General features: G+C 55.4%; 14 protein-coding genes. 1 reads left to right on the top strand and 13 read right to left on the bottom strand.

Translation table 11 applies throughout. From position 1 onward, the window contains the following. Window positions 1-94 precede the first annotated feature (94 nt). The 13 genes from H142_RS16300 to ruvC form a co-directional block, all read right to left on the bottom strand. A complete protein-coding gene (locus tag H142_RS16300) occupies window positions 95-697 on the bottom strand; it encodes an acyloxyacyl hydrolase (RefSeq protein ID WP_017931710.1) in 603 nt (200 codons plus the stop codon). Window positions 698-819: 122 nt separating this feature from the next. Then, window positions 820-2,754: an ATP-dependent zinc metalloprotease FtsH gene (ftsH, locus tag H142_RS0108550; protein WP_017931709.1), complete on the bottom strand. Its 1,935-nt coding sequence runs from the start codon at window positions 2,752-2,754 to the stop codon at window positions 820-822. A 114-nt stretch (window positions 2,755-2,868) separates the two neighbouring features. Beyond that, a complete protein-coding gene (gene tilS / locus H142_RS16295; RefSeq protein ID WP_017931708.1) occupies window positions 2,869-4,149 on the bottom strand; it encodes a tRNA lysidine(34) synthetase TilS in 1,281 nt (426 codons plus the stop codon). 5 nt (window positions 4,150-4,154) lie between these two features. After that, complete coding sequence (locus tag H142_RS0108540; protein ID WP_017931707.1) at window positions 4,155-4,985, bottom strand: hypothetical protein; 831 nt, start codon at window positions 4,983-4,985, stop codon at window positions 4,155-4,157. Between the two features lie 10 nt (window positions 4,986-4,995). Further along, the gene (locus H142_RS0108535; protein ID WP_017931706.1) at window positions 4,996-5,571 is read right to left on the bottom strand and encodes a peptidoglycan-associated lipoprotein; all 576 of its coding nucleotides are present in this window, start codon (window positions 5,569-5,571) and stop codon (window positions 4,996-4,998) included. A gap of 116 nt (window positions 5,572-5,687) precedes the next feature. Continuing rightward, window positions 5,688-6,995 (bottom strand): Tol-Pal system beta propeller repeat protein TolB, encoded by a 1,308-nt coding sequence (gene tolB, locus H142_RS0108530; protein WP_017931705.1) that lies wholly within the window; start codon window positions 6,993-6,995, stop codon window positions 5,688-5,690. Window positions 6,996-7,025: 30 nt separating this feature from the next. Then, window positions 7,026-7,841 carry a TonB C-terminal domain-containing protein gene (locus H142_RS0108525; protein ID WP_017931704.1) on the bottom strand — a complete coding sequence of 272 codons (816 nt, stop codon included), beginning with the start codon at window positions 7,839-7,841 and terminating at the stop codon, window positions 7,026-7,028. 14 nt (window positions 7,842-7,855) lie between these two features. After that, window positions 7,856-8,293 carry an ExbD/TolR family protein gene (locus H142_RS0108520; RefSeq protein WP_017931703.1) on the bottom strand — a complete coding sequence of 146 codons (438 nt, stop codon included), beginning with the start codon at window positions 8,291-8,293 and terminating at the stop codon, window positions 7,856-7,858. 2 nt (window positions 8,294-8,295) lie between these two features. Further along, window positions 8,296-9,057 carry a protein TolQ gene (gene tolQ, locus H142_RS0108515; protein ID WP_017931702.1) on the bottom strand — a complete coding sequence of 254 codons (762 nt, stop codon included), beginning with the start codon at window positions 9,055-9,057 and terminating at the stop codon, window positions 8,296-8,298. Window positions 9,058-9,257: 200 nt separating this feature from the next. Next, window positions 9,258-9,710 carry a YbgC/FadM family acyl-CoA thioesterase gene (locus H142_RS0108510; protein ID WP_026147905.1) on the bottom strand — a complete coding sequence of 151 codons (453 nt, stop codon included), beginning with the start codon at window positions 9,708-9,710 and terminating at the stop codon, window positions 9,258-9,260. Further along, a complete protein-coding gene (ruvB, locus tag H142_RS0108505) occupies window positions 9,703-10,746 on the bottom strand; it encodes a Holliday junction branch migration DNA helicase RuvB (protein ID WP_017931700.1) in 1,044 nt (347 codons plus the stop codon). Before ruvB ends, H142_RS0108510 begins: the two co-directional genes overlap by 8 nt. Before the next feature lie 37 nt (window positions 10,747-10,783). Continuing rightward, entirely contained in the window at window positions 10,784-11,434 is a 651-nt protein-coding gene (gene ruvA / locus H142_RS0108500) for a Holliday junction branch migration protein RuvA (protein WP_017931699.1), read from the bottom strand. After that, the gene (gene ruvC, locus H142_RS0108495; RefSeq protein ID WP_233341650.1) at window positions 11,431-11,928 is read right to left on the bottom strand and encodes a crossover junction endodeoxyribonuclease RuvC; all 498 of its coding nucleotides are present in this window, start codon (window positions 11,926-11,928) and stop codon (window positions 11,431-11,433) included. The genes ruvA and ruvC overlap by 4 nt, the downstream gene beginning before the upstream one ends. A 145-nt stretch (window positions 11,929-12,073) precedes the next feature. On the opposite strand from ruvC, the gene H142_RS0108490 reads away from it, so the two are divergent. After that, window positions 12,074-12,268 (top strand): Flp family type IVb pilin, encoded by a 195-nt coding sequence (locus H142_RS0108490; RefSeq protein WP_017931697.1) that lies wholly within the window; start codon window positions 12,074-12,076, stop codon window positions 12,266-12,268. The last annotated feature ends 387 nt before the right edge of the window (window positions 12,269-12,655 follow it).

The following is a 12,655-nucleotide window of genomic DNA, read 5'->3' as shown; positions in this document are numbered from 1 at the left end:
CGCTTCGCGCCTATAGATTTAATCCTGTCGGCTTTTACATGCCATAGCTAAATTCACCGCCTTTGGCGAATCTAAAGCGCAAGGAAAATGCGGCCTAGAAGCGGCGGTTAAAGCGAATCCCGTAGCTATCCACACCTTCGTTTTCATCATTGCCAAGAATTTTGCCATTGGACAAATGCTCAACCGTAAATTCAGTCGAAAACTCCTCGGTCCAGGCATAGCCGACGGCAAATTGAGTGCGGAACAAAGCACGGGAGCCAAATTCGATTTCAGTGCGTTTACGCTGCTGGCGAATCGCGACTTCTTCAGCCGTAGTCGCATCAGCCGGATTAGGCACACGGATCGTGCCGTCATGAACGACAAGGCCGAATGAGGCTTCGCCGTAAAAGCTGTCAAAGAAACCTTTGCGCCACAACACGCCTGCGCCGCCATGGCTGGTATTGCCGCTTAAATTGACAGAGCCGCCAACATAAGGCCGCGCGCCCCATGCCCAGTCCAGCCACTGGGGCTGATCAAAAACATATTCAAGGCTGATAGATTCGCTTTTTTCCTTACCGCGCGCGCCGCCTAAGCCAAAGATTTGAACATCGTGAAGCATGACGCCAATGCGCGCATCCCCGGCGCTGGCGGTTGGCACAGCAAGAGCCGGCGTAAGAACAAGCGCGGCTGCGCCGAGAAGTGTAAGAATTTTTGACATGAAAGCCCCATTGAAAAGAATGAGCCTGACATAAACCGCGTCGCAGCCGCGCGCAATGGTTTTAAGAGAGCTAACAAAAACGCCGCCCCGAAGATTTCAGAGGCGGCGTTTGGGGTCATGATTTAAGCCGGAGCGGGGTCGCCGCCTTTGCGCGGTTTCGGCTTGGGCTTAGGCTTAGGTTTCGGCATTGTCGGCAGAGCCGAGACGCTGGGCTTGCCCCCGCCGGACGGCGCACGTTTGGGCGGCTGCCCGTTCATCAGGTCTTTAATCTCTTCACCGGTCAACGTTTCATATTCGAGAAGCGCTTCAGCAAGAGCATGCCACTGCTTTTTCTTCTTCGTCAGAATGCTGGTCGCTGTTTGATGGGCGTCCATGATTAAACGTTTGATCTCATTTTCGATCTTGCTGGCCGTTTCCGGCGAGATCGACGAGCCACGGCCAATTCCTGGCACAAAGCTGTTCTGGTCTTTATGGTTATAGGCAATCGGGCCGATGACATCAGACAGACCCCATTCAGTGACCATAGCGGTCGCAATACGGGTCACTTGTTCAATATCAGAAGACGCACCGGAGGTGACTTTGTCATGCCCGAATTTAAGCTCTTCTGCGGCGCGCCCCCCCATGGCCATCGCCATACGCGCAATCATCTCTTCGCGGGACTGACTGATCTGGTCGCGTTCGGGAAGATACTGAACCATGCCCAATGCACGGCCGCGGGGAATAATCGTGGCCTTATGAATGGGCAGGCTGCCCGGCATATTGAGGCCAACAATAGCGTGACCGGCTTCATGATAGGCTGTATTGGCCTTTTCTTCTTGGGTCATAGACAATGTGCGGCGCTCGGCCCCCATCATCACTTTGTCGCGGGCATCGTCAAACTCACGCGCCGTAACCTTACGCTTATTGCGGCGTGCGGCGAGCAAAGCCGCTTCATTAACAAGATTGGCAAGGTCAGCACCGGAGAAACCGGGCGTACCGCGCGCAACCACGCCGCTATCTACATCTTTGGATACAGGGACGTCGCGCATATGCACGTTGAGGATTTTTTCGCGGCCCGCAATATCCGGCAGCGGGACTTCGATCTGGCGGTCAAAACGGCCCGGACGCAGAAGCGCTTTATCCAGAACGTCAGGACGGTTTGTCGCCGCAATCAGTATAATACCGGCATTGCCTTCAAAGCCGTCCATCTCGACCAAAAGCTGATTAAGCGTTTGCTCACGCTCTTCATGGCCGCCGGATGTTCCAACGCCGCGGTGACGGCCAACGGCGTCAATCTCATCAATAAAGATGATACATGGCGCATTTTTCTTGGCCTGCTCGAACATATCACGCACGCGCGACGCACCGACACCGACGAACATTTCAACAAAGTCGGAACCCGATATTGTGAAAAATGGAACGTCGGCCTCGCCTGCGACCGCGCGGGCCAGCAGGGTTTTACCCGTTCCGGGCGGGCCGATTAAAAGCGCGCCTTTGGGAATTTTTGCGCCGAGGCGCTGGAATTTTGTTGGATCTTTGAGAAACTCGACAACCTCAGTCAAATCGGCTTTAGCCTCTTCGACGCCAGCAACATCATCAAATGTTTTGCGGCCACCTGATTCTTCATTAAGCAATTTTGCGCGTGATTTGCCAAAACCCATAGCCCCGCCGCGGCCACCGCCGCCGCCCTGCATATTACGCATAAAATAAACGTAAAGCCCGACAAGAACGAGGATTGGGATCAGCCCGACTAAAATGCTGGATATGAAACTGCCGGCTTTGGAGGCCTGCGCGTAATCTACACTGACGCCCATCGGTTTGAATTTTTCTTCGACTGCGAAACCGGTAATCTGGCGCGCCCCGGGAGCGGTATAGATTTTGCCGTCTTTGGCTTTCGCGCGATACATATTATCGTCGACCAGAGTGATTTTCTCAAGCTGCCCGGCCTCAGCCATCGCTTCAATATCCGCAAACGTAACTTTTTCGCCATCACCGGCATTTCCGCCTTGTGTTGACATTACCATGAATACGGCGAGGCCGATGATCATGGCCCAAATGATAAGATTGCGTCTTTGCATTATAAAAGGCTCCGCTGTCGTGCTTGTCCGTTATACGGCTTTATTAACATATGGGATGCAAAACCCCAAAAGGAAGGCCGTATCCCTGTATTAAATACCGCCACACTGTCGCAGCTATGCAGGCGCCGCGCCAAGTTTAGCGCTGTGTTTCAAGAGTCTAGATTTGACAAGATTACGGTACGTTACATCGCCATTCGGAATAAAGGGTGTTGCGACCATATCCCTGCCCTCAAATACACCGACAAGTCCGCGGCGGATATGGGCGTTATAGCTGTGAAGCTGTGCGCGCTGTGGTTTGGAGAGCTGCCCGCGCGCAGGCCATAGAGGCGCGGCGTGAAGCCCTTTTCGCGCTACTACAATTTCCCACCGCCCGTCAAAAACGACCGGCTCATGGGCAGGAAGTTTAACCGGTTTGTTTTGAGCCAGCCAGCGCCCTGTCTCGCGCGCGATTATAAACCCTTTATCCTGGCGAAGAATTGCGCATCCGCCCAACGTTTGCACGTTATAGCCGGGTTCGACCATTGCATCGATTAAGGCTCGAACACGCGCCATATCGGCCATGTGCGGATGCCCCGAAATGCACATTAAAACCCGCGCCAAAGCCGGCGCGCTCATATTGTGAAGTGCCGCTTGATCGACATGTGTCCCGCCGCCGTCCACTATATCAATCTCGGTCAGCCAGTCTTGCACGCCGCGCGCTTCGCCATCTCTGCGGGCGCGCATCTTCCGCCCCTCTTCAAGAAGCACAGGGCTTAATACGGGATCAGAGGCGAGCGCCATACGGGCCTGCACGCGAAGATAGTCGTTATTTTCATTCGCGGGGTCGTCATACCACGGCTCTCCGGCATCACGGCAAATCGCCCGAATATCTTCACGGCCCCACTCCAGAAGAGGACGCCGCAACGTGACGCCGCGCAATTGCGGCCAAACGGGCGCATAACTGCTCGCGCTCATCCCGGCCATAGCCCGCCAGCCGCCGCCGCACTGCTTGCGCATCCATAAGGTCTCGGCCTGATCATCCCGGCTATGCGCGACCAGCAGGCTGTCCATCCTGTTCTCACGGCAAAAGTCCCCCATTAGGCCGTATCGCGCCTTGCGCGCCGCCTCCTGGACGCCAGATGTTATCGTGCCGTGATGCCAGTAAAATGTTTGCGCCACAGCGCCCAAACGCTGCGCCTGAGCAGCGGCGGCGGCAATAATTTTCGCGCTACCCTCTTGTAAAGCATGGTCAACGCAGAGCGCATAAACAGGCCGCGGACCGGCATGGCGTAAGGTGAGAATCAGTAAGGCAAGGCTGTCACCGCCGCCGGAAAAAGCGACCGCAATTGACTCAGCGGGGTTCGGGTATGTTTGCCGCAGCCACGTAGCAAATACCGCCTGCGCCGCTTCGGTCACAGCGTCTAGCAGCCTGCGCGGGCGCGCTCGGCTTTGGCTTTGGCTTTGACGTCAGCGCCCGCATTCGGGAACTGCACGGGGAAGGTATCTAGGGCCTGACAGGCCCCGCTTTTATTATCCATACCGCGCAAAGCCGCCGCCAGTCCGACAAGGGCGCGCGGGGCATATTGCCCTTTTGGCGCTTTTTTCATGGATTGGATATAGGCGGTAGAGGCATCGGGAAACCCGTTGCGGACAAGATAGCTCTCGCCCAGCCAGAAATAGGCGTCCGCCACGTCGGTTGCATCGGGGTTAATGTCGATATATTGACGAAAAGCCAGCTCCGCTCCGGCGAAATCTCCGGCCAAAAGCTTATCCCGCCCAATGGTTTGCAGCTCGGCCGTATCGATGACTGAACTGCCCATTTCACCCGCAGCAGGCGCGGTTTGCGCAGGTGCAGGTAGTACGACCGGTGCGTCCATGGCGGGCGCGTCCACAATAATTGGCGTGCCTTTCGTAGCCGCCAGATCCACCGCGTCGAGATGCTGGCGCATACGCGTCGCGACCGCTTCATAGCGCTCGACTTTTTCCGACAAAATCTTCACATCTTTGCGAAGGGCTTCACGTTCATAGCGAAGTTGCTCAATCTCGCCTTCCTGCGCGCGCTGCTGCGCTTCAAGCGCGTCCATGCGGCGCAAAAGTCGCTCCGCAGCGGGGTCACCAGTCAGAAACCGGTTCTCCAACGTGTAAACACGCTGTTCCAGCTCGGCATCTTTGGCCACCATATCGCGTTTGCTTTGCGCGGCAGCAGGTAGAACGGTCAGAAAGACCAGACAGAAGGTCAGCAAAATACGCATAATACTCTTTCTAACTATTTGTGCCGGACACGATAGCGGTGTGGCCGTTTCGGTTTAGCGCCCAAGCCTCTTCAGTCGAGCGGCCGTCAATCGGACGCTCCTTGCCGTAGGATACGGTCGACATGCGGTTTGGCGCAATGCTTTGTCCCACAAGAAAAGATTTAACTGCTTCGGCTCGGCGCGCGCCTAATGCCAAGTTATACTCGCGTGTGCCGCGTTCATCGGCGTGTCCGCCAATAATAATTACAGCGCCCGGATAGTTTTGAAGCCAGCTGGCCTGCGCGCGCAAAACCTGCATAGCTTGCGGCGATAATGTATCCTGGTCATAGCCGAAAAAGACGCGGTCGCCGGCGCGCTCAACGAAATCTTGAATACTGCCGGGGATCGGGCCTTGCATAAGCGGCGGCGCAATTTGCGTCTCCTGCATGGGGCCGGTCTCCATAATGGGCGGAGCAGTGGATCTCGGCGCTTCGCTTTGAACAGGACGCTGCACCGTTTGAATTTTCTCTTTGGGCTTTGTTGCACAAGCGCCAAGCGTCATAGCTACGCCCGCGAGGGTCACAATAGACAGTTTTTTAAGGCTCATAATGCGTCTCCAAAATTAGGGTGGCGCTCGGCCTGGCCCTTTGTGATTTGCCCCCGTATTGCACGGCCGGATATAGAGGCATATTCAGGCAATAATGCGGCAGTGCCAAGTTACGACTATTTAAGGGTTGGCCCCCATGCCGGATCCGACGCTGCGCCAAGTGTGGCGACGCGACGTAAATTTCGCCCGGTCAGATCAACAGAGTAAATGCCCGACTGCCCGCCGCGCGGCTCACGCGAGAATAACAGCACACGGCCATTAGGTGACCATGTTGGGCCCTCGTCCAGATAGCTGCTGGTCAAAAGTTTTTCGTTGCTGCCATCCGCGTTCATGACGCCGATATGAAACCGCCCGCCCTCAGACTTTGTAAAAGCGATTTTATCCCCGCGCGGTGACCAGGCCGGAGCGGTATATTGGCCTGAGCCAAAGCTGATCCGTTTTACGTTACGGCCCGCAGCGCTCATGACATAGAGCTGACGCGAGCCACCCCGCGACGAGTTGAACACAATATTGCGGCCATCCGGCGAATAGCTCGGCGACGTATCGATACCCGAAGAGCGGGTCAGGGCCGTTAATTTACGTGATGAAAGGTCGTAGGAAAATATATCGCTGTCGCCATTAATAATGCGCGTCATCAGGAGCGTATCGCCATCAGGGGAGAATTGCGGCGATGTCGTCATGCCGTCAAAACGGCCCAGACGTTCACGGTTACCCGTTGTAATATCCATTAAAAAGACGTCAGGACGTCCTGTCTCATAAGACAGGAAAGCGATACGTTGCTCACTGGGGTGAAACCGCGGCGTCAGAACGAGGTCGGAGCCGGAGACCAGATAAACCTGATTGGCACCGTCCTGATCCATGATTGATAAACGCTTGCGGCGCTGTGTTTTGGGTCCGTCTTCGGCGACATAGACGATGCGGCTGTCAAAATAGCCGGCTTCACCTGTCAGCGCAGTATATATTCGGTCAGAAATTTTATGGGCAATGCGCCGCCAATTGTCTTTAGGCGTGCGCAGACGCGCTGCATCAAGCTGCCGGTTACCATATATATCCCACAGGCGGTATTCGACCGTTATAGTCATCTCGTCCTGCTCAATGACACGGCCAGAGACTAGAACTTCGGCGTTAATTACGCGCCAGCTTTGCCATGTCGGCTCGTAATCAATCGTACTTTGTGTTTCGATGAAGGCAGCGCGATCCAGCGGTTCAAACAGGCCCGAACGCTCAAGATCGGCGCTAATAACATTTGGGATATCAACATTATAGGGCGATGCGCCGGCGCCCTGACCGATAAATTCGGGGATAGCAATGCGGGTCGGATCGATTTCGCTTTTGGTAATATCGATAGAAATTTGCGCATGGCCAACCACCGCCATCACAAAGGCGGCGGCAAATAAACAGGCGGTTATAAGAATTCGTAACATAGAGGTCTTTCTGCTTTTGCCGAAGCGCAATTAAGTCGGAATGCCCGCAGGAGCGTTTTTGGGATAAAATGTCAGCGTCATTGTCTGCCATTTGTTATATTGATCATAAGGCAAAAATTCAAATTTCTCAGCCTTGTTGACGGCGCGAACCGCGCTATTGGCCGCGCTTTTATAAAAAGGGTCCTTACCGGCCTTGGCGGCGCTATCTGTGGATAATTGCGCCGATACCACGCGCCCGTCCCGCGACAGCTTCACCTCCACGGTAACAACCAGATCCTCCATATCCGGAGCGCCTGTCGGGATTTGCCAGCTATTATAGACGCGCCGCATGACGGCATCTTCATAGCTGGTTGACAGCTCACCATCGCGCGACGCCATTTGCATCTCTTCGCGGTTTTGTTCGGACTGTGTTTGCGTTGTCCCGCCGCCGCCTTTTTCGGAATAATCCGACGCTGTGGATTGCGCCATATTTTCAAGATCATCAAATGACAGACCTTTTGGCGCTTCAGCTTTGGGCGGGTCTTTAGGCGGGGTCTTGTCAGGTTTGACCTCTGCGGGTGTCAAAGACTTATCTGCCGGTTTCGTCTCCGGCAAATTGGCTTCAGAAGGTTTGATTTGCGGCGACGCTTCATCAGCAGGCGGCGTGTCGGGCGGCGTTCTGTCCGGCGCAGGGTCGGGCGCGGCGCGCTGCGGCGCCGGGGCGCGCGTGATATCGGAGACATTGACAATTTCGACGGGAATCACGCGAAACACATCTTTTCGCGGCTTTGCTGTGCCCCAATGCAGAGCCGTGCCGCCGATAAAGGCGACATGGATGACAACGGAGATAGGCAGACCCAATTTCATAAATAAAGATCCTGTTATCTGTCGACGGGATCCGTGACCAAATTCAAATTCGAAAAGCCGGCAGAATTAATCCGCGCCATGACTTTCATCACATTACCATAATCCGCGCCTTCGTCACCGCGTAGATAGATGCGTTCATCATAACCGTTCTGCGCAATTGCGGTCAGGCGCGGCACCAAACTATCCAGCGACACTTCGCTATCCATAATAAAGACGCGGCCATCCCGGTCGACGCTTATGGTCAGCGGGTCGGATTGGGTCGGCAGAGCTTTGGCATCGGTCTTGGGCAGCTCAATATTGACTCCGGACACAAGCACCGAGGCGCTGATCATAAAGACGATGAGCAGCACCAGCATTACGTCAACAAGGGGCGTAACGTTAATCTCGCTCATTGGCGCAGCGCGGCGGCGCGACCCGCGGCCTTGCCGGTTATATCCACCCATCATCGCCATTATTACGCGCCGCCTTTGGCGAGCTTGCGCGACAATATGGCGGAGAGTTCATCAGTGTAGCCTTCGAGGCGGCTGGCATAACGGTTTAGATCACCGTTGAATTTATTATAGAATACAACTGCGGGAATAGCGGCGATCAGGCCGAGCGCTGTGGCAAACAAAGCCTCGGCAATACCGGGCAAAATGACGATTAGATCGGTACTGCCTGCGGTATAGATGGCGCGAAAAGTGACCATAATCCCCCAGACCGTCCCCAGCAGCCCGATAAAGGGTGAGGCCGAGGCGATCGTCGCCAAAACGCTTAGTCCGCTCTCGGCTTTGGTCAGTTCGCGGTTCACAACAAGGTTCATGACGCGGTCAAGTCGGCCGCGCGTGCCTTGTAGGTCATTATCCACTCGCCCGCTGGCCGCGCGGCTTTCTTTCCACTCACGCATAGCGGCGGCAAAGACGCGGCCCATCGGGTCGCGGGTCTCTCCGGACAAGCCGCTGTCGAGCTCTTCTAGTGTACGCCCACTCCAAAAGGTCTCTTCAAAATCCGCAGCCCGTTTTTTAAGGACGCGAAAGGCAATAAATTTATCGACAATGATGACCCATGACCACAGCGAAGCCACGACCAAAGATATAATGACCAGCTTGACGATAATGTCGGCCTTGAGGAACAGGCTGGGAATCGAGAACTCGGTGGACACCGGATCAAGGGCGCTGGTTTCGACCTGCATAAGGGGATAAATAAAGTCCAATGTGAAAAGCGCAATATCGCTCATAATCTAATCCTGCTTCGGCCACGCGCTATTGACAGCGCGCGAATCTTTAAAGGTGTTTGACCCTAGGTTTAAGCGCGCTCACGCCGATAAAGCCAATGAATATGCGGTAAGGCAGGAGCGGTAAGAAAGGGTTAACTATAGTGCTGAAATTTCGTAAAAGCAGGCCGTTGACCGCTTGTGAACAACAGGGCGTTAGGCGCTCACCCGGCTAGTAGCCGCGGCCGCAATTTTTCCATCATCTCTTTGGGCGCGCGGCGCGGACGTCCTGTGAGATCGATACACGCCGCTTCGCTGTCGGCGGTTAGAAGCAGATCATCACCGCGAAAGACTTTTTGACTGACATAGAGGCGCGCGCCTTTAAACACATCATAAGTCGTCATCACAGTCAACGCGTCGTCAATTTTCGCGCTTATTTTATAATCCAGATTAATCTTGCGAATAACGAAAGCAAGCGGCGGATCGCGCTCCAAAAGCTCGGCATGTCCAATCCCTGCAAGGCGAAAATAAGAGCTTCGCGCGCGTTCTAAAAACCGAAGATAATTAGCGTAATAGACCACGCCGGAAAAATCTGTATCCTCATAGAATACGCGGACGGGATAATAATGCGCGCGACCTTCGAAATAGCCCATGTCCGGTTCGGGAAATTTACTCACCCGAGCCTCCAAACAGCGTGGGAATCGGGACAACATTTTCCGCAGGCTTAGCCAAACCCATATGGTCATAAGCGTGCGGCGTCGCCATGCGGCCGCGCGGGCTGCGCATAATAAAGCCTTGCTGTATCAAATAGGGCTCAATCACATCTTCAATCGCGTCGCGCGCTTCGGATAAAGCCGCCGCCAGTGTGTCTACGCCGACAGGGCCGCCGCCAAACATTTCGCATAAGGCTTGAAGGTAGCGGCGATCCTGAGCGTCCAGTCCGATCTCGTCCACATCGAGGCGGCGTAGCGCAGCGTCAGCGCTATCACGGTCAATGCGCCCTGCCCCTACAGATTCGGTCAGATCGCGTACGCGGCGTAGCAGGCGTCCGGCCACGCGCGGCGTGCCTCGGCTGCGACGGGCTATCTCGCGCGCCCCGTCCGCGCTCATTTCAACGCCCAGCTTTTGCCCGGCGCGCACAACAATCTGGGTCAGCTCCGTCACATCGTAAAATTCAAGCCGTACAGGAATGCCGAAACGGTCGCGCAAAGGCGTGGCCAGCAGGCCCGCCCGCGTTGTCGCTCCGACCAGCGTAAAAGGCGGCAGATCGATTTTAATTGAGCGCGCAGCGGGGCCGTCACCAATAATCAAATCCAGCTCATAATCTTCCATGGCCGGATAGAGCACTTCTTCGACAGCGGGGCTAAGCCGGTGAATTTCGTCAATAAAGAGCACGTCGCGCGGCTCAAGATTGGTTAGTAGCGCTGCCAGATCTCCGGCCTTGGAAATGATCGGCCCGGAGGTGGACCGGAAATTTACGCCCAGTTCGCGCGCAACAATATGCGCTAATGTCGTCTTGCCCAGTCCCGGCGGGCCGGACAGCAACAGGTGGTCCAGCGCTTCGCCGCGTCCGCCTGCCGCGCTAACAAAGACTTTCAGATTATCTATCGCGCCTGCCTGTCCGACAAAATCAACAAAGCTGAGCGGGCGCAAAGCGCGGTCACGCGTATCGCCGGATTGCGGATCAAGACTGACAATGCGCGGATCGGTCATAAAGCGGACTTAGGCTGGTTTGTAAGGGGGGGCAAGGTCACGAGCGTTCACGGCTCATCTCTTTCAGGGCTGCCTTGATCAAGTCATCAAGCGCAGGGTCGTCGGCAAAGCCGGCATAAGCCTGCGCCACGGCGCGCAGCGCGCTGGATTGGTCAATACCCAGATTGACTAGCGCGCTGACCGCGTCATTGCGCAGACCCATATCGGATAGCCCTTCAGTGCGGGCTGCCTCACCTTGCGAGGCGCTGGCGGACGGCGCAGTGAAAGCCCCCGCGACCATGCGCCCTGTTGGTGCAGGTTTGCCGGAGAGCTCTATAGCTATGCGCGCCGCAAGTTTTGGGCCCACGCCGGAGGCGCGGGAAAAGGAGGCTTTATCTTCAAGGCTGGCGGCAGACAGGATTTGCCCGGGCGTCAATATATCGAGAATGGCGAGCGCGGCCTTTGGCCCGACTCCCTGCACGCTTTGCAAACGCACAAACCAGGCGCGTTCTTCTTCGGTGCCAAAGCCGTAAAGCGTAATTGCCGTTTCGCGCACATGGGTTTCAATGTGCAGCCGCGCCGCCGCGCCCTCGCCCATTCCCGCCAGCGTGCGTGATCCACACAGCACGAGATATCCAACACCGCCGCAATCAATAATCGCCTCGCCGCTACCCGCAAACAGGCACGTTCCGCTGAGCATACCGATCATGACACCGCCCGTAAATCCGGCGGCCTGTGATGGCCATGGCAAATCGCAATGGCGAGCGCGTCCGCCGCGTCACCGGCCTTCACCGCGCAGCCCGGCAGAAGCACGTTTATCATGGCGGCAACCTGCGCCTTATCCGCAGCGCCTGTTCCCGTGACAGATTTCTTCACGGAGCGCGCACTATATTCGCCGACCGACAGCCCGGCGCGAGAGGGAGCGAGCAGGCACACCGCCCGCGCATGACCCAGCTTGAGCGCGCTCATGGCATTGTCTTTCATAAAAGCCTCTTCGACCCCTGCTGTATCGGGCTGTGCATCGGAAATGATCTGCTCTATCGCCGCATATAAAAAGGACAGGCGCTTAGCGAGGCTCTCTTTTTTAGGCGGGCGAATCACGCCGTGCCCAATATGAGTTATTTTGCTGCCGGACATGTCGACAATACCCCAACCGCAAGCCACAAGGCTTGGGTCCAATCCCAAAATTCGCGTGCGAGTCATTGTCATATTTAGAACCTTAGGTGAACATTTAAAGGATTGGAAATAAAAATGCCGTTAATTTTCAGCATTTATTAACTGCGTCTCCACACGTCATATTAAGTGAGCAATTGTAATTTATTTCCATCTATACAGGGGCTGTAAGATTATGAAATATGTGAAACACCTGAAACGCTTTTTCCGTAACGAGTCCGGGGCGACAGCGATTGAATATGCTTTGATAGCTGCAATGATTTCCCTCTCGGTGATTGCGGGCGCGTCACTGATAGGAAACGGTATTTCTAATACCTTAGATAAACCGACCAATGCGATCCAGACCGTAGCAGACAAGAGCTTTGACTAGATGCCCAGGCATTCAAATAAGGCCGCCGTGCGCTCATAAAGGCGCATATCCGCCTTATTTTTTAATGTAGAACATAAATTTGCCGCGAACTCATGAATATGACCGCGAAATGGTCACACAGCAAACCCAACTCCGACCTTTTTAACGGTCATAAAGTCCTTCAACACAGGAGGCCTTACGACCAAACATATCACTACATCCATCTCTTTCTCACAGGCCGCGCTGGCGATCGCCGCGGCCATTATTGCCTTTGCGCCCGGCGCGCGGGCGACGGATGCCAATATTCCCACACCGCGCGTTAAGCCCGTCGCTTATGATGACTCGACCCTGCCCGCCAGCGCCAAAATCGGAATAGCGCGCGTCGTTAACGGACGCCTAAACGCGGCG

Source organism: Robiginitomaculum antarcticum DSM 21748 (genome assembly GCF_000365025.1).
Taxonomy (GTDB): Bacteria; Pseudomonadota; Alphaproteobacteria; order Caulobacterales; family Maricaulaceae; genus Robiginitomaculum; species Robiginitomaculum antarcticum.
Note: the sequence above shows the minus strand (reverse complement) of the source record. Positions and strands in the feature narration are given on the sequence as shown.